The sequence below is a fragment of the Parasphingorhabdus halotolerans genome (assembly GCF_012516475.1).
GTDB lineage: Bacteria > Pseudomonadota > Alphaproteobacteria > Sphingomonadales > Sphingomonadaceae > Parasphingorhabdus > Parasphingorhabdus halotolerans.
In genome coordinates this window covers 1,354,754-1,375,371 of the sequence record NZ_CP051217.1, presented here as the reverse complement: position 1 = coordinate 1,375,371, position 20,618 = coordinate 1,354,754, and the positions used below count along the sequence as shown (strand labels likewise).

The following is a 20,618-nucleotide window of genomic DNA, read 5'->3' as shown; positions in this document are numbered from 1 at the left end:
CCTTCAGGGGAGAGGGTTGGGAGAGGGGGAGTCCATTCTGACATCCCCTCTCAACTGCGACTAGCTGACAAGCAGCAAGTCTTCGTATCTCTCCCCTGAAGGGGAGAGAGTAATAATTAAGCCGCTTCCGCAGCCAGTTTCTTGCCTTTTTCAATCGCTTCCTCGATGCCGCCGACCATGTAGAAGGCGTTTTCGGGAAGGTGATCATATTCGCCGTCGACAACTGCCTTGAACGATTTGATCGTGTCTTCCAGATCAACAAATTTACCAGGAATGCCGGTAAAGACTTCCGCAACGTGGAACGGTTGCGACAGGAATTTCTGGATTTTCCGGGCACGCTGCACGACCAGCTTATCTTCTTCGGAAAGCTCGTCCATGCCGAGAATGGCGATGATGTCCTGCAAAGACTTATATTTTTGCAGCGTTTCCTGAACAGCGCGGGCCGTATCATAATGCTCTTGGCCAACAACGCGTGGTTCCAGAACACGTGACGTTGAATCGAGCGGATCAACAGCAGGATAGATGCCCAGCTCTGAAATCGCACGGTTCAAAACGGTGGTTGCGTCCAAGTGGGCAAAGGAAGTCGCCGGAGCTGGATCGGTCAAGTCATCGGCAGGAACGTAAATTGCCTGAACCGATGTAATCGAGCCCTTGTTGGTGGAGGTAATGCGCTCTTGCAACGCGCCCATGTCGGTGGACAGGGTAGGCTGATAGCCCACAGCCGAAGGAATACGGCCAAGAAGCGCGGACACTTCTGAGCCAGCCTGCGTGAAGCGGAAGATGTTGTCGATGAAGAAGAGAACGTCCTGACCTTCTACATCACGGAAATATTCCGCCTGTGTCAGACCGGAAAGAGCCACACGCGCACGCGCGCCTGGAGGTTCGTTCATCTGGCCGAAGACCAGAGCCACTTTTGAGCCTTCCGACTTCGGATTGCCGTCGGCATCCTTGGCAATAACGCCAGCGTCGAGAAATTCGTGATAGAGATCGTTACCTTCGCGGGTACGCTCACCAACACCGGCGAACACGGATGTTCCGCCGTGGCCTTTTGCAATGTTGTTGATCAGTTCCTGAATAAGCACGGTCTTGCCCACGCCGGCACCGCCGAACAGGCCAATTTTACCGCCCTTTGCATAAGGGGCTAGCAGGTCGACCACTTTAATACCGGTCACCAGAATTTCATTCTCGGTGGACTGGTCGACAAAATCAGGGGCTTGCGCGTGAATAGGAGAGGTTGTCTTGTGACCGATTGGGCCACGTTCGTCGATGGGTTCCCCAATCACGTTCATGATGCGTCCCAGTGTTTCAGGGCCAACAGGCATCTGGATCTGCGAGCCGGTGGCGGTCACTTCCTGACCGCGGGTCAAACCTTCGGTCGCGTCCATTGCGATGGTACGAACGGTGTTTTCGCCGAGATGCTGTGCAACTTCTAACACGAGCCGGTTACCGTTATTGTCGGTTTCCAAAGCTGAGAGAATTGCCGGGATATCCGTATCAAAGGTCACGTCGACGACAGCGCCGATAACCTGTGAAATGCGGCCTACATTGTTGGTTTTTGCCATTTTGCTTCTTCCTTACGTAGATGCTTTAAAGCGCTTCTGCGCCAGCGATAATTTCAATCAATTCGGTGGTAATCGCGGCCTGACGGCTGCGGTTGTAGATGATGGTGAGGTTTTCGATCAGGTCGCCGGCATTGCGGGTTGCATTGTCCATTGCGGTCATCGACGCGCCTTGTTCCGATGCATTATTTTCTAGCAATGCGCCAAATAGCTGCGTGGTCAGGTTGCGCGGGAGCAATTCGGCGAGAATTTCTTCTTCGTCGGGCTCATAGTCAACCGCGCCGCCAGCTTCGGCAACTGCGCCGTCTTTGACTGCAATCGGGATGATCTGCTGAACCGTGGGTTCCTGCACCAATGCCGATTTGAATTTGCCGTAAAACAGATGCGCGACGTCAAATTTGCCTTCTTCAATCAGGCCCGTCAGTTCCAGCGCAATCGCCTTGGCTTCTTCAAAACCGGGAGCTTTGACCGCAGAGGTATCGAAATGCTTCAAAATCTGGTTGGGATATTGACGCTTGATGATCGGCAAGCCTTTGCGGCCAACCATGTAGAACAAAACCTTCTTGCCTTCAGCAAGAAGCGCGTCGGCTTTCAGCTTGGCTTCTTTCACGATATTCGCATTAAATGCACCGCAAAGCCCGCGATCAGAAGTCGCAACAACCAGCAAATGCGTGTCGTTCTTCCCAGTGCCGGCCAGCAGCTTCGATGAATTTTCATCCACCGTCACTTTGGAGGCGAGGTTGCCCATCACCTTTTCCATCTGCTCGGCATAAGGACGCGCAGCTTCGGCAGCCATCTGCGCGCGGCGCAGTTTCGCTGCGGCCACCATTTGCTTGGCCTTGGTGATCTTCTGGGTCGATTTAACCGACCCGATCCGATCTTTCAGTTCCTTAAGATTAGCCATATATTCTCTTTCCCGTAGGGTTAGTCAGGCTTAGCTAAAGGTTTTGCCGAAAGCAGCGAGGGCAGCTTCAAGAGATGCTTTGGTGTCGTCTGCCAAGTCACCGCTATCACGGATCGTTTTAAGAACATCAGCATGCTCATTACGCATATGAGAAAGCATGGCTTCTTCATAACGCACAACGTCATTCACCGCGACGCCGTCCAGGTGACCATTGGTACCGGCATAGATAGAAGCGGTTTGCTCTTCGAATGGAAGAGGCGAATATTGTGCTTGTTTCAGCAACTGCGTCAAACGCTCACCACGAGAAAGCAACTTCTGTGTCGAGGCATCCAGATCGGAACCAAACTGCGCAAACGCGGCCATTTCACGATATTGCGCAAGATCGAGTTTAATCGAACCGGACACTTTCTTCATCGCCTTGGTCTGCGCGGCGGAACCAACACGGGACACCGATAGACCCACGTTAATTGCAGGACGGATGCCTTGGTTAAAGAGGTCGGTTTCCAAGAAAATCTGGCCATCGGTAATCGAAATCACGTTGGTTGGGATGTACGCCGAAACGTCACCAGCCTGCGTTTCAATGATCGGCAGAGCGGTCAAAGAACCAGAGCCATTGTCTTCGTTCATCTTCGCGGCACGTTCCAACAAACGACTGTGAAGATAGAAAACGTCACCAGGATAAGCCTCACGGCCCGGAGGACGACGAAGAAGCAAGGACATCTGGCGGTAAGCCACAGCCTGCTTGGAGAGATCGTCATAAACGATACAGGCGTGCATGCCGTTATCGCGGAAATATTCGCCCATCGTCACACCGGTGTAAGGCGCGAGATATTGCAACGGAGCAGGCTCCGAAGCGGTGGCGGCAACAACGATGGTATATTCCATCGCGCCATTTTCTTCGAGGCTCTTAACAATCTGCGCAACTGTCGAACGCTTCTGACCGATGGCAACATAGATGCAGTAGAGCTTTTTGCTCTCGTCATCGCCAGCGTTGACGTTCTTCTGGTTGATGAAGGTATCAATCGCAACAGCGGTTTTACCGGTTTGCCGGTCACCAATGATCAATTCGCGTTGACCGCGACCAACAGGAACCAGAGCATCAAGCGCTTTCAGGCCGGTTTGCACAGGCTCGTGCACAGATTTACGCGGGATAATGCCCGGCGCCTTCACTTCAACACGGCTACGTTTCTTGGTTTTGATCGGGCCTTTGCCGTCAATAGGATTGCCCAGACCATCAACAACGCGGCCAAGCAATTCCGGACCAATGGGAACATCCACAATCGTACCGGTCCGCTTAACAACGTCGCCTTCTTTAATCTCAGCATCAGAGCCGAAGATCACAACGCCGACATTGTCAGCTTCCAGGTTCAGCGCCATGCCCTGAATACCGTTGGAAAATTCAACCATCTCACCGGCTTGCACCTGATCGAGACCGTGGATACGGGCGATACCGTCACCCACTGCCAAAACGGTTCCGACTTCGGAAACCTGCGCTTCGTTACCGAAGTTGGCGATCTGGTCCTTGATGACCTTTGAAATTTCTGCTGCGCGAATATCCATGTGTCTTCCTTTTAGTCCTTTATGGCTTGAGCCATTAGCCTTTCATGGCTTGGGAAAGCGTGTTCAAACGGGTTTTAATTGAGTTGTCGATCATCTGGCTGCCAATTTTGACGACGAGGCCGCCAAGAATGGAAGGATCAACAGCGGTGGAAACGCTCACATCGCTTCCTACGCGTTTTTTGAGCTGCGCTTTGAGCGCATCAATCTGTTTGTCGTCCAGCGGATGAGCCGAGGTCACTTCGGCGGTAATTTCACCGCGATGGCCTGAGGCCAGGGTCGAGAAGGCGCGGATCATGGCAGGTATCTGGTTAAGTCGCCGGTTGGCCGCGAGCACACCCAAAACATTGGTGGTCAGCGTATCAAGCTTCAAACTTTTCGCAGTGGCGGCAATTGCCTTGCCAGCCGCATCGCGGGAAAGAACTGGGCTTGTGGTCAGCGCCCTGAGGTCTTCCGATTCGGCGAGTACCTGAGAAAGCGTACCAAGGCTGGCCTCCACTTTATCAATCGCTTTATTTTCTTCTGCAAGCGCGAACAAAGCCGTGGCGTAACGCCCCGCTAAGCTAGCTCTAATGCCGCTGGAATTCTCCACGCGTTAAATACTCCCTGACCGAATATCGGGTCTGAAAACCGTTGATGATTTCATCTGTGGAATGTGCCGAAATCCTGCGATTCCGCCCACGGATGCGCGGCGTCTAGCAACCATTTTGCTGCGATGCAAGATTGCTTTGGGAAAGATTTTGTAGATTTATATAAATGGCAGTTTTTCGGGATAATCACGCCGCATCACACTGTTCGTGCTGAGCCTGTCGAAAAATGCTAGCCAAGACCTCTTGACGGACTCAGGGCGAACGGATTTTCATCTCCCGTCATTGCGAGGAGCGGAGCGACGCGGCAATCCAGAGAGACTTAAAGACGCTCTGGATTGCCGCGCTGCGCTCGCAATGACGAATGTTCGTCCGAAACATTTGCTTTGATCGCAAGATACGGGAAGCGGCTCTGTGCGAAGCATGTCAAAAAGGCTACATCAATCACAACGAATCCGGACGGTAAATATGATCGACGACAAGACAGCATGGCAGGCAATGTCCAATCGCGACCGGTCCTTCGACGGGAAGTTTGTCACTGGTGTATTGAGCACAGGTATATATTGCCGCCCATCCTGCGCGGCGCGTCATCCCAAGCGCGAGAATGTGCGTTTTTTTGCCAAACCGGAACAGGCAGAGGAGGCCGGATTGCGCGCTTGTCTGCGTTGTTTGCCGAAAGATGTGGCGCGCGATGATGCGGCAGTGAAGGCGGTGATCGATGTTATCCGCATGGCCGAGACTGCGCCTAAACTGGAAGAACTCGGCGCGCTGACCGGCTATTCGCCCACTCATGTGCAGCGTATATTCAAGCGTGAAACGGGACTGTCGCCAGCAGCCTATGCGCGTGCAATAAGGTCAGAACGGGTGAAGGATGCGCTAGAGAACGGTGCAACAGTTACCGAGGCCATATATGACGCGGGCTATGGGTCTGCATCACGATTTTACGAAGATGCAGGAAAGAGAATGGGTATGAATGCGAGCGTTTGGAAAAACGGCGGGGCAGGGGTGGTTGTACATTGGGCCAATGTCGAAACCTCGCTCGGCACGATGATGGTTGCCGCAACCGACAAAGGCGTTTGCTGTCTGTCGTTCAATGAAGGCGATAAGGAACTGCGCGAGCGCTTCCCGAAAGCCGATCTGCTGCAGGGCGGCGATGAACTTCAAAAATTGCTCGGCGATGTCATCGCGCAAGTCGAAATGCCCGGTCGTCCCCACAACATCCCGCTCGATGTGGCGGGCACCGCCTTTCAGGAAGCCGTCTGGCAGGAACTCCGCAAAATACCCGAAGGCGAAACCCGCAGCTATGCTCATATTGCCGCCGCCATCGGCAAACCCAAAGCGGTCCGCGCGGTGGGAAGCGCCAACGGTGCCAATAATGTCGCCGTGCTGATCCCCTGCCACCGTGTGGTGCGCAGTGACGGGACGATGGGTGGTTATGCTTATGGGTTGGAGATTAAAGAGAAGTTGTTGGAGAAGGAGAGGATATAGTATATTTTACTATTTCCCGACGTTAAGCGCTGGGATGGCTCACCGCCCGCTTATACAAATGCCAGGTCGCATGCCCCAGAACCGGCAGCACAATAAACAGCCCCAGAAACCCCGGGATCATCGCTACAAACAATGCCACCGCGATAAAGACCGCCCAGCCCAGCAATACGAACTTGTTTGACCGAACCGTCGCCAGACTGACAATAATAGCGGTGATAAAATCGACTTCCCGATCAACCAGCATCGGCAGGCTGACCACCGTGATGGCGTAAAAGGCCAGCGCCATAAGCCCGCCGACCATACTACCCACTACCAGCATCGCCAGCCCCGGGGCGGTTGTAAAAAATTCGATATGGGTGGTTCCTGTACCAACCTCTGCCATAAAGATCGCGAAAACGCCGTGGGCTACCAGCAGCCAGAAACCGAAGGCGACAAACAGGATCACGCCCATGCTCATGATTTGTTCGTCACCATGCCCGCGCAACGCTCCGAGGACCGCTTTCCAGCTCATTGGCATACCGGCTTCGCGGCGGCGGCTGATTTCGTACAGGCCGACTGCTGTGAACGGCGCTAATAGCGGAAACCCTGCTGAAGTCAGAACCAGCCAAAAAAACTCGCCCCACTCCAAGAGCGCGTAAGTGATAAATACACCCGCCAGCACATAGATCGCCGCGAAAAACAGACCAAATATCGGATGTGTTTTGAAGTCGCTCCAACCAGCCGCCAGTGCGGCGCGCAGGTCACTTGCGGTTAGATCGCTGGCAACCGTTGCCGGAGCGATTGGCGCCTGTTTGGTTATGCTCATGACATATTTTTTCCTGGCCCTCCTGCGGCAGCACGCGGGAATGTTTCTAATCCATGCGCGACATCAATCTTTGCCCGGACATGGCTGCATAGCATCCATATAGCATCCGTTATCAGGAGGTGGTCCGGTATGAGCTAAGTAATATTACGGAAGGCAAGGTCCCCCACCCGTTTTATCGGCTTGAGATCAGTCAGCGATTGCAGGAAAAACAGTGCATCGTGTCGGCTGGTCGGTCTGACTTAGCCCTCCATAACTTTCGCCGCCACTTCCTCAATGCTTCCGGTCACCAGCAGCGGAGATCCGCCAACCATACCAACGTTGGTTTGGCCATTTTCTCCGGTCCGCAGCCAGGCAATATTCTGTATTGCGACCATATAGTTGCCGCCGCGTGATTCCAGTAATACGAATTTCATTCTGAGTCTCCTGATAGCCACTGCATTAGACGGCGAAGCTCTTTTTTCGATTAACAACTTTCTATATTTACATCGGGCGCGCTATTTATTGACCGAGGAATTTTGGCCGAACATCGGTACGGGGTTTTCATATCCATTTTTATACCCTAGCCAACATCGATTATTTTAGGATGGAGTTACGAATGCAGTTTGATGAAGTTGTCCTCGGTCGCCGCAGCATACGTGGATATAAACAGGAACCGGTTGCGCGGGAACTGATCGAAGAAATCATTGGATTGGCGATGCGTGCGCCTTCATCGATGAACACGCAGCCCTGGAGTTTCTATGTTATCACCGGTGAACCGCTGGAAAAGATAAGGAATGGCAACACCGAACGGATGCTGGCCGGCGTGCCGCAATCTCGCGAGTTCCGAACCGGCGAGGCCTTTGCGGGGCAGCATCGTGACCGGCAAATCGGTGTCGCCAAGCAATTGTTTTCCGCGATGGAAATCGAACGTGATGACAAGGAGGCACGACAGGATTGGGTTATGCGCGGGTTCCGTCAGTTTGATGCGCCGGTGTGCGTGATCATTACTTATGACCGCGTTCTCGACGGAAGCGACGACACCCCGTTTGATTGCGGCGCTGTGGCAACCGCTCTGGTGAACGCGGCATGGTCGCGAGGATTGGGCACCGTCATCAACAGCCAAGGCATCATGCAATCGCCTGTGGTGCGTGAGCATGCCGGTATTGCCGATGATCAAGTGATCATGAAAAGCATAGCTCTCGGCTGGCCGGACGAGAGCTTTCCGGCGAATGCAGTGGTTTCCACACGAAAGCCCATTGAAGAGGCGGCGGTATTTGTGGGTTTTTAAAGTTAACCGAACTCTGAACGCTGGTTATCGAAGCTATTGTGCAACCGTTCAATCCTTCACCCGCGCGCACTCGTAAACCAGCCGCTCATTTACCGAACCGGGTAATTCGGCGCGGATTGCTTTCACCATATCCTCGACATCGGCCAACACCTTTGCGTCTGCCGTGCAGGCCTTGTTGCCATATTTCTGCCGGATAGCGCGGGCCTTGGTCATCGCATCGAGTCCCAGCAGATAGCGCTCCTCGGTAAATTCGCTGCGGTCGGGCTGAAAACTGTTGATGGTGACGGTCTGCTCTTCGTTAGGCACAAAAATCCGTGACCATTTCGCACCGTCACGGCCATATTGGGTGCGACCATTGACGCAGCCGCCGTCCGTCCATTCCAGCGGCAGTTCATTTTGTTGCGATACGGTAATCCGGCTGCGGTCGGGATTGATCGTGCATTGATATTTACCCGATGAAGCGACGGTTATGGCCTGTTGCTGGTTCTCGCTGCCTTCCTTCATGGCCAATGCCACCCGATCTTCAATCTCGCTAAACGAAGGGCGTGATAGAAATACAATCACCGCGCCGAGCAGCAAAACCGCCGCTCCGCCAAATGCAGCAATCGCCGGATTGCGTTTGGATTGGGTCATCAGATAGAAACCGCCACTGACGGCAACCAGCGACAAAACAAGCAAGAGCGCCGCAATCGCCATCTGGTTCTCCCGTTCTGCAATAATGTCCTGTGAAACGGTAGTGCGGAGTTTCTCTGTCTTGGCTCCTCGTTCAGCGGTTTCGGCTTTTTCTAATGCCTCGACCTTGGCGCGTTCAGCATTTTCGCGTTCCTGTTCCTCGCGGCTAATCTCAGCGGCGGAACGACAAGGCGTAGCGGTAGCGCCTACTTTTACACCGGCCTTGCGTAGAAAGGACAAGATTTCCTTCGCAGAAACGGCAAAACCGAATTCGGCATCATTGCCATCGCTAAGCGAGCCAAAACTGTTAGCGCCCAGTATCCTTCCGCAATTGTCGATCAGGGGCCCGCCGCTGTTACCGCTCGCGATTGGCGCTGTGTGGAGAATAGTATCAAATTGCTTGGTCGAGCGGCCGCCAGAAATGGAACCGCGGGTTTTCACCGGAGACATCGGCGTGATCATATCATCAAGATTAAGTCCCTGCGCCCGGTCCACGGATCCAGGATAGCCGATGGCAACCACATCTGCTCCGTCCGCCACATTCCCGCCGAAAATGGTCATCGGCGGCAGACGCCCGCCATCGAGCACCTGAATAAGCGCCAGATCATTGTCCGGTGAAAAAGCAATGACCCGCCCACCGTAGCTTTTTCCGCCCTGCGAGGGGATAATGCCAATCACTACGGAGGGCTCCTGCCGGGCGATTTCAATCACGTGGGCATTGGTGACAATCTTGTCCGGCGCGACGGCAAAGCCGCTGCCATGGCCAACAAATGCGACTTTGTTGCCATCTTTAGCCGCGAGCACAACCCGCACAACCGAACGGCTCGCTGCGCTTATATCGGCGGGGTCAGCTTGCGCGGGACCGGTGAGAAGGGTTGCGCTGATGATGGTGACAAACAATATTAGCTTTTTGATCATGGTACGACTCATGCTTCAAATGATCGGGTTTTTCAAAGGCAATTTCTATGGCCGTTCGTGCCGAGCTTGTCGAAGTACGATCGGTAGCGGATAAAACGACCCTTCGACAGGCTCAGGGCGAACGGAATATTTCTGCTTATTATTGCCTACACGAAACTATAAGGATCAACATCCACCCCGACCCGCACGGCTCTTGGCCATTCCAGTTTCACCAGCCATTCGCGCATGATGTGCTGGAGATCCACCGAGCGATAGGCGTGGACCAGCAGCCGGTGCCGGTGGCGACCGCGCAACATGGAGAGCGGCGCAGGAGCGGGGCCATAGACATTAAAGCCATCGACTTTGGGTGCGGTCTGGCCGATCAGCCGGGCGGTTTCCATCGCCTCGCTATTGTCTTCCGACGAAACAATAATCGCCGCCAGCCTTGCGAAGGGCGGCGCACCGGCAGCGCGGCGGGATTCTGTTTCTGCTTCATAAAACCCGTCGCGGTCGCCTTCGACCAGTGCTTGGATGACCGGCGCATTCGGCATCCGGGTTTGTATATAAACATGCCCCGGTTTTTCTGCGCGGCCTGCGCGGCCTGAAACCTGAGCGATTTGCTGGAAGCTGCGTTCAGCTGCGCGCAGATCGCCGCCTTCCAATCCAATATCGGCATCCACCACACCGACGAGTGTAAGATTGGGGAAGTGATAGCCTTTGGTCACCAGCTGTGTGCCAACCACGATATCAATTCCGCCCGCTTCCATCTGGTGGACGAAATCAGCGGCCTTGGCGGGGGACCAGATGGTGTCGGATGTAACAATAGCCGTGCGCGCCTGCGGAAACAGCATTTTTACTTCATCGCAAATTCGTTCGACGCCGGGGCCGCAAGCAACCAGGCTATCCTCATCTTCGCATTCCGGGCATTTGTCCGGCTGCGGCATCACATGGCCACAATGATGACAGGCGAGGCGGCGGGTGAGGCGGTGTTCAACCATCCATGCCGTGCAATTGGGACATTGAATCCGGTGGCCGCAAGTGCGGCACAACGTCAGCGGCGCAAAGCCCCGGCGGTTAAGAAAGAGCAGGCTTTGCTCGCCCTTTTCGAGATTTTCCTCCAGCGCGTTGACCAGCGTGGGCGCGAGCCACGAGCCTTTGGGTGGAACATCCTGTGTCAGATCAAGCGCCTCGATTTCCGGCATGGTCGCTCCGCCAAACCGTGCCGGGAGAACGAGCTGCTCATAATTGCCCTGCTCAACCTGATGGCGGCTTTCAATGGCAGGCGTTGCCGATGCCAGCACAACGGGAATTTTCTCGTGTAGCCCGCGCATCACAGCAACATCGCGGGCATGATAGCGCACACCGTCTTCCTGTTTGAAGCTGTTTTCATGCGCCTCATCGACAATGATGAGACCGAGATTTTTGTAGGGCAGGAACAAAGCCGAGCGCGCACCGACGACGACTTTGGCTTCGCCGGATGCGAGCGTCTGCCAATTCCGTTTCCGCTCGGACTGCTTGAGACCGCTATGCCAAGACACGGGTTCAGTGCCAAAACGCGCTTTGAACCGATCCAGAAACGGCTCGGTCAGAGCGATTTCTGGGAGCAAAACCAATGTCTGACGGTCCTGCCGCAAGGCCTCTGCGACAGCCTCAAAATAGACCTCGGTTTTACCCGATCCGGTAACACCGTCGAGCAAATAGGGTTTGAAGGCACGGGCTTTCACCGCGTCCCTCAATACGGTGCTGACTGCCAATTGGTCCTGACTTAAATCGACCTTGGCGAAATCTGGTTGTGGTGGCGAGATATTTGAAAACGCGGAGACTTCGCTGCGATCAAAGGCACCCAGCTTTTCCAGCCCCCGGATTACCGCAATAGACACATCGGCCTTATAGGCGAGTTCGCTGATCGTGCCTTGCACGTCGACCAGTTTTGCAAACACCTGTTCGCGTTGCGGCGTCATCCGGTCAGGAACATTGCCGTTGAGTTGATATTCCACAATTGGCCGTTTGTCAGAAAAGGCCGCCCCGCTGGAGAGCACCATCCGCAAGACCGACGCTGGCGAGGCGAAATAATATTGCGCCGTCCATTCGATCAGCCGCCGCAATGGTGCAGATAGAGGCGGCAATTCCCGCACTTCGAGAATAGGACGCAGCTTGTTCGCATCAATTTCATCCGCCGGAAAACGCTCAGCTTCCCAGACCACGCCTGGAATTTTACGCGGACCTAGCGGGGCCATCACGATAGAGCCATATTCCACATGCATCCCTTCAGGAACGCTGTAGTCGAGCGGACCCAAGGCGGCGTTGAGGAGAAGAACTCTGACTCTGGAGTGGTCACGATTCATTGGGCGTGTATAGGTGCGGTTTGTGATTTCGTCATCAACTGCTATGCGACGTAAGACGAATTTGGAAAGTGGGACCATGCACCATATTGATCGCCGTAGTTTTCTTGTAACCGGCGCTGCCGCCAGTCTGCTTGCTTTGCCGGGCTGTGCGAGCCTTCCGGGATTGAGCCTCACCGAAGCGATCAAGCGATTGCTTACTATCTCATCACAAAATGCGTTCGCCGAATTGCTGCAACCCAATGGTTTCTTCGACAGTCAGGTTGCGCGCCTCACTGTACCGGATTCGCTTGGCGGTTCCCGCGTCACCAGCATTGCCTCGGCGCTGCTGCGCTCCAAACCGATTCAGGACCGTTTGCTCAAGCAGGTCAACCGCGCGGCGGAAAAAGGTGCGGAACTCGCCGCGCCGATAGTCGCTGACACCATCCGCAATATGAGCATTGCCGATGCCGCCGCGATCATCAGCGGCGGCCCGCGCGCTGCAACCCGTCTTTTGCAAGGCCAGCTCGGCAATACGCTGGTGGACCGGATGTTGCCCGGCGTGGGTAATGGCCTGAAGCTGTTTGACAACGAGATTATCAATCTGGTGCTTTCGCAAGCTTCCGGTGTTGATTTCAGCAGCATCAGCAACGATATTACCAATAAGGCCAATGATGCAATCTTCCGTTCGATTGGCGCGCAGGAAGAAGCCATCCGCGCCAATCCTCGCGCGACCAATGATCCGCTGCTGATTGCCGTGTTCGGGCTGACGAAGTAAAATTCCCCCAGCCTGTCCACAGGTTTCTGCACAGATAAATTGGTCTCGCTGTTTCGCGGATCGGTGAAAGGCGTTAGTCCACTCGCGAAACTCACAAAATCGTCAGACCTTGGAGTCCAATCCGATGAAATTCTTTGTTGATACCGCCGATACCGCCGAAATCGCCGATCTCGCCGCAACAGGTATGGTCGATGGCGTGACCACCAACCCGTCGCTGATCAAAAAATCGGGTCGGGATATCATGGAAGTCACTAAGGAAATTTGCGGTCTCACTGACGGCCCGGTTTCTGCCGAAGTCGTTGCGCTCGATCATGAGACGATGATGAAAGAGGCCGAAGTGCTGCGCAAAATCGCGAACAATGTCTGCATCAAGGTGCCGCTGACCATTGACGGTCTCAAGACCTGCAAGGCGCTCGCCAGCGAGGGCACGATGGTCAATGTCACGCTTTGCTTCTCGGCTAATCAGGCGCTGCTGGCGGCGAAGGCTGGTGCCTCGTTTATCTCACCTTTCGTTGGCCGGCATGATGACAACGGCCTGGATGGCATGAAGCTGATTGATGATATCCGCCTGATCTATGACAATTATGCCTTTGAAACAGAAATTCTCGTCGCCTCGATCCGCCATCCCATCCACGTGCTGGAATCAGCGCGCATCGGCGCAGATGTCGCGACCATGCCGCCCAATGTTATCCGCGGTCTGTTCAAGCATGTGCTGACGGACAAGGGCATTGAAGGATTTCTGGCGGACTGGAAAGATACCGGGCAGAATATCGGCTGACTTAACTTATTTTCATGTTGAACTTGTTTCAGGATCGCGTTGATCTGGTTACGGCATGAGATGCTGAAACAAGTCCAGGATGACGATTGTTTCGCTAAAACCCCTTAGGCGCAGGGTCTACCACGCCAAAGCTTCCCGCCCGCACTTCCTGCACTTCCAGCGCACGCTCGGAAATGCCGTTTGGCATGAACCGGAATACGCCATCAAGCCCAATAAATCCGCCTTTGTCCGTCAGTTGATTGATCGGGAACGGCGTGCCAACTTTCCAGTTTTGCGCGACTTTCACGGTCAGCAGCACCGAATCATAGCCCAAGCTTGAAAGCCGGAACGGCGCGGTGCCATAGCGGGCACGGTATTTGTCGGCATATTGCCGGTACAGGCCATCAGAAACACTCGCAAACCAGGCACCACGCATGGTCGCAGAGCCAGCCAGTTTGCTGCTTGTGTTCCATAAATCTGTGCCCAGAATCTGCGCGCTGCTGCTCGCATTTTTGCGAATATAGGGTGCCGCCTTGATCGCCATGTCGCCGTTATCTGCGATCAATACCGCTTGAAAATCACCGTTTTGCGCCAGCTTGCGCGTCGCCGCCTCGACCGAATTGGCATCGCGATTATAAGTCTGGACCGAAACCACCGTGCCGCCAACATCCCGGACCTTGCGGAGCAGCGTCGAGGAGGCCCGCTGGCCATAGACGCCATTGGGAACGAGCGCAGCAAATCGCGTCATACCTTTGGATTTGGAATAATCGATGACACGTTCGATCGATTGCGAGGGAATATGCCCGAGCAGGAATACATTATTGCCTGCCGCGCCCGCATCATTGGAGAAGCTCAAAATCGGCACGCCGGCTGGCCGCGCGATATTCGCAGTCGCGACAACATTGTCGCTCAGCAGTGGCCCGATGATCAGCTTGTTGCCGTCCCGGATTGCCTGCTGGGCAGCGGCGGTCACGCCTTTGGCGGTGTCATAGCTGGTCATACGGATATTTTCCGCTTTGGTATCCAGTAAAGCCATCGTTGTGGCATTTGCCAGCGACTGGCCCACGCCGGCGTTATTGCCCGAGAGTGGAACCAGCAGAGCAATCCTGTGATGGGTCTGGTCGGTCGGAATACCGGCGGTGACCGGCGCGGGGGTGGGTGCCGCCGTTGGCGGAGGCGGTGGTTCGGCACCGCGCGGCACAATCGATTGGCAGCCCGCCAGAAAAACGATGGACGACACGCCCGCCCATTTGAGCAAACTCCGCCGTCTGGTTTCGCTCTGTTCTAGTTTTATCTTTTCTGCCATGACCCGCTTATGTCCTCTCCATTGCAACCCGGTCTGTATATCGTTGCCACCCCAATCGGCAACCTCGGAGATTTGTCGCAACGCGCCCGGCATATCCTTGAACAAGCGGATATTATTTTAGTCGAAGATACAAGAGTGACCGGCAAGCTTTTGAATCATATAGGAATAAAGTCGAAAATGGTCGTCTATAACGACCACAAGGGCGAGCATGACCGCGCAAAAATTTTGGATGCTGTTAGATGTAAAATTGTCGCACTGGTCAGCGATGCCGGTACGCCGCTGGTCTCTGATCCGGGCTACAAACTGGTTCGCGATGCCCGAATGTCAGAACTTTATGTGACTACGATTCCCGGCGCGAGCGCGGTGATCGCTGCATTGACACTGTCGGGATTACCCAGTGACCGGTTCCTGTTTGAGGGGTTTCTGGCCAATAGAACCAAAGCGCGGCGCGAAACGCTGGAAGAATTAAGCGCGATTAGAGCGACCCTGGTTTTTTATGAAAATGGCGCGCGCCTTGGCGCTATGCTGGTTGATGCGCTAGGCGTTTTGGGAAATCGGCGGGGTGCCGTTATTCGCGAAATTACCAAGAAGTTCGAAGAAACGATGACGGGATCTCTGGACGAATTGGCCCAGCGCTATTCCAGCGAAAAGCCCAAGGGCGAGATTGTGGTGGTGATCGGCCCACCGGAGGCGGCTGGCCCGGCCAGTGCAGCGGATATCGAGCAGGCATTGCATGAGGCGCTGGAGCGTTTGCCCGCATCCAAAGCGGCGGGAGAAGTGGCGCGGAAATTTGGGGCCGACCGCAAGGAACTCTACGAACTGACGAACCGCTGGAAAGCGGAAAAGTGATCTGCGATCCACTCTCAGGACGAACGGTAATGGCGTTGTGAAACGGGAAGCAGCAGAAAAGCGCGGCCGCCATGCAGAAAAGACCGCAGCGCGCTGGCTGCGCATGCACGGCTGGCGGATATTGGCGGAACGGGTGCGGACGCCGCGTGGCGAAGTGGATTTAATCGCCAGGCGCTTCGGGCTGGTGGCGTTTATAGAAGTGAAGGGCCGCACCAAGATGGAAGACCTGGAGACCAGCATTGACCAAAGACGGCTCGCGCGGGTCGCGGCGGCGGCGGAAATTCTCTATCCCGAATATTGCCCGAAAGGGGAAGATATGCGGATCGACGTAATTTTGGTTGCGCCGCGCCGCAAGCCTATCCATCTGGTAAATGTATGGCACGGTTTTTGAACAATATTGCATCGTCATTGCGAGAAGCGTAGCGACGAAGCAATCCAGAGCGGTGAGCGAAACTCTGGATTGCTTCGCTTTGCTCGCAATGACGAACTGATTGGATAAGGACCCCGAATGACCCTGAAAATCGCCGTACAAATGGACCCGATGGAGACCGTGAATATCGCGGGCGACAGCAGCTTTGCCTTGATGCTCTCCGCCCAGAAACGCGGCCACCAGATATTCCATTACGATGTAAAGGGCCTCACGCTCCACGCCAATGGCCGCCTGACGACGCCCGCCCGTCCGGTGACGGTGCGGCCGGTCAAGGGTGACCATTTCACCTTTGGCGATCCGGTAAAGCTCGACCTCGGCAGCGATGTCGATGTCGTGCTGATGCGGCAGGATCCGCCCTTTCATGTTGGTTATATCACCGCAACGCATTTGCTGGAACGCATCGAAGGCGAGACTCTGGTGGTCAACAATCCCGTCTCCGTTCGTAATGCGCCGGAGAAGGTCTATGTGCTCGACTACGCGCAATTTATGCCGCCCACGCTGATCACCCGCGACCTTGACGAAGTGCGCGCCTTTCAGGCCGAACATGGCGGCATTGTGGTCAAACCGCTGCACGGCAATGGCGGCAAAGCGATTTTTCTTGTGCCAGAAGATGGCAGCAATTTGAGTGCTTTATTCGAGGTTTTTAACCAGACATGGCCAGAGCCGCATATGGTCCAGCCGTTTCTTCCCGAAGTGCATGAAGGCGACAAACGCATCGTGCTGATCGACGGCGAAGTGGCCGGCGCGATCAACCGCAAACCCGGCGAAGGCGAATTTCGCAGCAACCTGGCGCAAGGCGGCTATGCCGAACCGGCGGTGCTAACGGACCGAGAAAAAGAAATCTGCGCAGCGATGGGGCCGGACCTGAAACGGCTCGGCCTGATCTTCGTCGGCATCGACGTGATCGGCGGCAAATGGCTGACCGAGATCAACGTGACCTCGCCGACCGGAATTGTCGCGATTGATAATTTCAACGGCACGGATACGCCGGGGATGATCTGGGATGCGATTGAAGCGAGGGTGGGGTGATGGTCGATTTTAACAAATTGGAAGATACAAAAGTCTTTGAATTATTTCCGGTTCAATACGGATGTGGAACCCATCCCTACACTGGATATCACGTCAGGCTCCGCGAATGGATCAAACCCAACGGATTCGAAGATAAGGATGGCGTGATTTGCCTCACTTGTGATGCTGAAGATGCAACGGAATTTTGTCATCACATAGATGAATTGATCGAAGATCTTGAGAAGCTAAAAGCGGTTGCTAGACGAAAAATTTACGAAGCTTAGTGTGTTAGATCGCCCAGCCCAAAGATGCGCGTTGTTATAAACATCCAGCAAATGAGCCGCATCGACCAGCACTCTAATCCTCTCCCATAGGGAGAGGCAACTAAGGCTTGGTCCGAATGGACCCAGTCGCACTCGGTGAGGGATGTCGCCCTCTCGATCTGGGTTCCCGCGTTCGCGGGAATGACGGTGATGCCAGAAGGACGGCGCTGGAAGTGTATCCATTTTCGTCATCCCCGCGAAAGCGGGGACCCAGTCTAAAAGAAAACGCATTCACACTAGCGCGTCAAAGCCCAATTCTTCGGCCAGATCACGCCAGTCCGGATTATCCTTTTCGATCAATTCCAGTTTCCACGCCCGGTTCCACTGCTTGATGCGTTTTTCACGAATTATTGCGCTTTCCATGGTCGCGTGCTGTTCAAGCCACACCAGCGTTTTAACATCATATTGTTTAGTAAAACCAGAAAAGGTGCCATTGCGGTGCTCGAAAATGCGTTTCATCAGATCGGATGTAACACCAACATAAAGTGTGCCGTTTCTCTTCGATGCGAGGATATAGACTGTGGGTTGAAACGCTTTTGGCATCCGTTTCGTTTACTGGGTTCCCGCTTTCGCGGGAATGACGAAAGTGGGATTGGCATTGACAGTTTAGGCCTCAATCAACCTGCCCTGGGATGCGCGTTGTTATACACATCCAGCAAATGCGCAGCATCGACCGCCGTATAAACTTGCGTCGAGCTCAGGCTCGCGTGGCCCAGTAATTCCTGCAAACTTCGCAAATCGGCGCCGCCCGCTAGCAAATGCGTCGCAAAGCTGTGGCGCAGGGCATGGGGCGTGGTCTTGTCGGAAATGCCGAGTTTGGTCCGCGCTTGTTGCACAACCCGGCGGATCAGGTTGGGCGATAGCGGCCCGCCGCGTTTGCCGCGAAATATCGCTTTCTCCGGCTCCATCACATGAGGGCAGAGGTCGATATAATGCTCAATCGCCACGCGCACCTTGGGGAGCAAAGGCACGATACGTGTCTTGCCACGCTTGCCGGTAACGCGCAGCACATCGGACAGCGGCAGGGCATCGCCGGTCAGATCCAGCGCCTCGCTGATCCGCAGGCCTGATCCATAGAGCAACAACAATACCGCCCAATCGCGCGCGCCGATCCAGTCTTCACTGGCGCTGTCCTGCGTATCTTGCGCCAGTGCGATGATGTCGTCGGGCGAAGCGGGGCGGGGAACGCCGCGGGTGACTTTGGGGCCTTTGATTTTGGGTATCTGCGTCTCGTCTCCGCCGACGTGTTTGAGGAAGGCGCGTAATGCTGACAGTTCTCGAGCGGCGCTGTTGTTGGTCAGACCATCCGCCCGGCGATAGGCGAGATAGGAGCGGAAATCTGCTTGTTTGAGTGCCTTTATCTCTGCCGCGCCGACATTGCCGCCGAGATGCTCCATCAGAAATCCGCAGAACCGTTCCGCTGTAGTGACATAGGCCCGGACGGTATGATCCGAACGCCGTCGACCATCGCGCAGGTAGGCGGAGAAACCTTCAATGATGGCGTTCGTGCTAACCATGCTACGGAATCTAGCAGACTCGGAATCAATATCCAAATTTCCTCTCCCCTTGAGGGAGAGGACTACAGAGACTTGGAAACTTGTTTCCTAGTCGGAGTCGGTGAGGGGTATTTCTGTCGCTTACCCCTCACCGCGTTTCGCTAACCAGCAAGCTGGTAAGTTTCACTTGTCCTCTCCCTCTAGGGGATAGGATTTTTAGATAGCGATAATCTCGGGTAAAATGCCATCGAGCAGGGGCATGCCCTTTGGTGAAACGGTCAATCGATCATCGGTTTGGGAAACAAGGCCCAATTCAGTCAACCGCTGGACCGCTTTATCATCAATCATTTGCGATCTGGCCAATCCCGTCTTCGCTTCCAGCGCGGCCAAATCAACACCCTCTGCCAGCCGCAACCCCATCATCAGCGCCTCCATCGCCCGCACCTGCGAGGACAGCGCCTGCTCAACCTTCAAACCGTTGCCATTACGCTCAACAGCCGACAGGAAATTCTCCGGCTTCTTATGCCGCTCCGTAGCCGTCTCCAGCCGCCGCCCATGCGCGCCGGGGCCGATACCGATATAATCCTCATAGCGCCAGTAGGTCAGATTGTGGCGGCTCTCCTGACCGGGCCTGGCATGATTGCTAATCTCATAAGCGGGGAGGCCAGCCGCAGCCGTTATCTCCTGCGTCAGTTCAAACAGATCGGCGCAATGGTCATCATCGGCGGGGATCAGCGCGCCGGTGCGGACAAGGGTTTCAAACCGCGTCCCCGGCTCGATGGTGAGCTGATAGAGCGACAGATGATCCGTGCCAAAAGCCAGCGCGCGTTCCAGTTCAGAGCGCCAATTTTCGACGGATTGGCCGGGCCGTGCATAAATCAGGTCGAAACTGACGCGCTTGAAATTTGCTTGCGCGGTGGCAAGCGCAGCCAAACCTTCATCGACATCATGGGCACGGCCGAGAAACTCTAAAGTTTGATTATCAAATGACTGTAATCCCAATGAAACCCGGTTAACCCCTGCGGCTGCCAGATCAGCGAAGCGCGCCGCCTCTACCGATGATGGATTGGCCTCCAAAGTGATCTCGCAAGCCTCACTCAATCCCCATAGCCGGTCCGCCTCTTGAATCAGTTTTGCGACGAGCCGAGGTGGCATCAGCGATGGAGTGCCACCGCCGAAAAATATCGAGCTGAGTTGCGGACCCGGATTAACTTTATGTTCATGCTTCAGGTCAAAAATTAGCGCGGTAAGCCATGCCTCGTTATCAATAGCATCGCGGACATGGCTGTTGAAGTCGCAATAGGGACATTTTGAAACGCAAAATGGCCAGTGGATGTAGAGCGCTAGTCCGCCTGCATCGGTCAGCTTGGAAGCAACGGTAGAGGACGGGTCATGGAGCATCACAGCAGCACTAGGTTTCCCCGGATTATCATGCAAGCGGCAATGGTCGCGCTTTTGGTTGGTTGTGGTGGCGGCGGAGGCGGTGGTTCGGCGAGCGCGCCACCTGCGGTCACATTGCCACCATCCGCGCCCCCGAATACCCCGCCGGGACCTGCGCCCGCGCCGACACCCGCTCCGGCACCCGCACCTACCCCCACTCCAACCCGCCGCCGA

General features: G+C 55.0%; 21 protein-coding genes. 8 read left to right on the top strand and 13 right to left on the bottom strand.

All coding sequences use genetic code 11. The features are described from left to right. Positions 1 to 116 precede the first annotated feature (116 nt). The 4 genes from atpD to HF685_RS06585 are packed head-to-tail and all read right to left on the bottom strand — an operon-like array spanning position 117 to position 4,612. Positions 117 to 1,562 (bottom strand): F0F1 ATP synthase subunit beta, encoded by a 1,446-nt coding sequence (atpD, locus tag HF685_RS06600; RefSeq protein WP_168818832.1) that lies wholly within the window; start codon positions 1,560 to 1,562, stop codon positions 117 to 119. Between the two features lie 25 nt (positions 1,563 to 1,587). Next, on the bottom strand, positions 1,588 to 2,463 hold the full coding sequence (locus HF685_RS06595; protein ID WP_168818831.1) for a F0F1 ATP synthase subunit gamma: 876 nt from the start codon (positions 2,461 to 2,463) through the stop codon (positions 1,588 to 1,590). Between the two features lie 30 nt (positions 2,464 to 2,493). Beyond that, positions 2,494 to 4,023, bottom strand: a complete 1,530-nt coding sequence (gene atpA, locus HF685_RS06590; protein ID WP_168818830.1) for a F0F1 ATP synthase subunit alpha — start codon at positions 4,021 to 4,023, stop codon at positions 2,494 to 2,496. 34 nt (positions 4,024 to 4,057) lie between these two features. Continuing rightward, positions 4,058 to 4,612: a F0F1 ATP synthase subunit delta gene (locus HF685_RS06585; RefSeq protein WP_168818829.1), complete on the bottom strand. Its 555-nt coding sequence runs from the start codon at positions 4,610 to 4,612 to the stop codon at positions 4,058 to 4,060. Positions 4,613 to 5,075: 463 nt separating this feature from the next. Here HF685_RS06585 and ada point away from each other — a divergent pair, with 463 nt between their 5' ends. Continuing rightward, positions 5,076 to 6,095: a bifunctional DNA-binding transcriptional regulator/O6-methylguanine-DNA methyltransferase Ada gene (gene ada / locus HF685_RS06580; RefSeq protein ID WP_168818828.1), complete on the top strand. Its 1,020-nt coding sequence runs from the start codon at positions 5,076 to 5,078 to the stop codon at positions 6,093 to 6,095. Between the two features lie 22 nt (positions 6,096 to 6,117). Here the strand turns inward: ada and HF685_RS06575 are convergent, their stop codons facing one another. Beyond that, positions 6,118 to 6,900, bottom strand: coding sequence for a DUF2189 domain-containing protein (locus tag HF685_RS06575; RefSeq protein WP_168818827.1), 783 nt, complete (start codon positions 6,898 to 6,900; stop codon positions 6,118 to 6,120). A gap of 239 nt (positions 6,901 to 7,139) precedes the next feature. Next, positions 7,140 to 7,313, bottom strand: coding sequence for a hypothetical protein (locus HF685_RS06570; RefSeq protein WP_168818826.1), 174 nt, complete (start codon positions 7,311 to 7,313; stop codon positions 7,140 to 7,142). Positions 7,314 to 7,495: 182 nt separating this feature from the next. On the opposite strand from HF685_RS06570, the gene HF685_RS06565 reads away from it, so the two are divergent. Then, positions 7,496 to 8,167 (top strand): nitroreductase, encoded by a 672-nt coding sequence (locus HF685_RS06565; RefSeq protein WP_168818825.1) that lies wholly within the window; start codon positions 7,496 to 7,498, stop codon positions 8,165 to 8,167. A gap of 48 nt (positions 8,168 to 8,215) precedes the next feature. On the opposite strand, the gene HF685_RS06560 is transcribed toward HF685_RS06565, so the two are convergent. After that, positions 8,216 to 9,757 carry a trypsin-like peptidase domain-containing protein gene (locus HF685_RS06560; RefSeq protein ID WP_168818824.1) on the bottom strand — a complete coding sequence of 514 codons (1,542 nt, stop codon included), beginning with the start codon at positions 9,755 to 9,757 and terminating at the stop codon, positions 8,216 to 8,218. 146 nt (positions 9,758 to 9,903) lie between these two features. After that, entirely contained in the window at positions 9,904 to 12,081 is a 2,178-nt protein-coding gene (locus HF685_RS06555) for a primosomal protein N' (RefSeq protein WP_168818823.1), read from the bottom strand. Between the two features lie 76 nt (positions 12,082 to 12,157). On the opposite strand from HF685_RS06555, the gene HF685_RS06550 reads away from it, so the two are divergent. After that, positions 12,158 to 12,835: a DUF4197 domain-containing protein gene (locus HF685_RS06550; protein ID WP_168818822.1), complete on the top strand. Its 678-nt coding sequence runs from the start codon at positions 12,158 to 12,160 to the stop codon at positions 12,833 to 12,835. A 124-nt stretch (positions 12,836 to 12,959) separates the two neighbouring features. After that, positions 12,960 to 13,613 (top strand): fructose-6-phosphate aldolase, encoded by a 654-nt coding sequence (gene fsa / locus HF685_RS06545; protein WP_168818821.1) that lies wholly within the window; start codon positions 12,960 to 12,962, stop codon positions 13,611 to 13,613. Positions 13,614 to 13,707: 94 nt separating this feature from the next. On the opposite strand, the gene HF685_RS06540 is transcribed toward fsa, so the two are convergent. Further along, on the bottom strand, positions 13,708 to 14,898 hold the full coding sequence (locus tag HF685_RS06540; RefSeq protein ID WP_168818820.1) for a penicillin-binding protein activator: 1,191 nt from the start codon (positions 14,896 to 14,898) through the stop codon (positions 13,708 to 13,710). 9 nt (positions 14,899 to 14,907) lie between these two features. On the opposite strand from HF685_RS06540, the gene rsmI reads away from it, so the two are divergent. The 4 genes from rsmI (at position 14,908) to HF685_RS06520 (ending at position 17,469) form a co-directional block, all read left to right on the top strand. After that, complete coding sequence (gene rsmI, locus HF685_RS06535; protein ID WP_168818819.1) at positions 14,908 to 15,747, top strand: 16S rRNA (cytidine(1402)-2'-O)-methyltransferase; 840 nt, start codon at positions 14,908 to 14,910, stop codon at positions 15,745 to 15,747. Positions 15,748 to 15,784: 37 nt separating this feature from the next. After that, the gene (locus HF685_RS06530; RefSeq protein ID WP_168818818.1) at positions 15,785 to 16,138 is read left to right on the top strand and encodes a YraN family protein; all 354 of its coding nucleotides are present in this window, start codon (positions 15,785 to 15,787) and stop codon (positions 16,136 to 16,138) included. Positions 16,139 to 16,255: 117 nt separating this feature from the next. Then, a complete protein-coding gene (gene gshB / locus HF685_RS06525) occupies positions 16,256 to 17,206 on the top strand; it encodes a glutathione synthase (RefSeq protein ID WP_168818817.1) in 951 nt (316 codons plus the stop codon). After that, positions 17,206 to 17,469: a hypothetical protein gene (locus tag HF685_RS06520; RefSeq protein WP_168818816.1), complete on the top strand. Its 264-nt coding sequence runs from the start codon at positions 17,206 to 17,208 to the stop codon at positions 17,467 to 17,469. Before gshB ends, HF685_RS06520 begins: the two co-directional genes overlap by 1 nt. Before the next feature lie 270 nt (positions 17,470 to 17,739). On the opposite strand, the gene HF685_RS06515 is transcribed toward HF685_RS06520, so the two are convergent. The 4 genes from HF685_RS06515 to HF685_RS06500 form a co-directional block, all read right to left on the bottom strand. Beyond that, a complete protein-coding gene (locus tag HF685_RS06515) occupies positions 17,740 to 18,051 on the bottom strand; it encodes a GIY-YIG nuclease family protein (RefSeq protein WP_168818815.1) in 312 nt (103 codons plus the stop codon). 74 nt (positions 18,052 to 18,125) lie between these two features. Beyond that, positions 18,126 to 19,025, bottom strand: coding sequence for a tyrosine recombinase XerC (locus HF685_RS06510; RefSeq protein ID WP_168818814.1), 900 nt, complete (start codon positions 19,023 to 19,025; stop codon positions 18,126 to 18,128). Positions 19,026 to 19,220: 195 nt separating this feature from the next. Next, positions 19,221 to 20,405: a radical SAM family heme chaperone HemW gene (gene hemW, locus HF685_RS06505; protein ID WP_168818813.1), complete on the bottom strand. Its 1,185-nt coding sequence runs from the start codon at positions 20,403 to 20,405 to the stop codon at positions 19,221 to 19,223. Beyond that, positions 20,405 to 20,602, bottom strand: coding sequence for a hypothetical protein (locus tag HF685_RS06500; protein ID WP_168818812.1), 198 nt, complete (start codon positions 20,600 to 20,602; stop codon positions 20,405 to 20,407). The genes hemW and HF685_RS06500 overlap by 1 nt, the downstream gene beginning before the upstream one ends. Between the last annotated feature and the right edge of the window lie 16 nt (positions 20,603 to 20,618).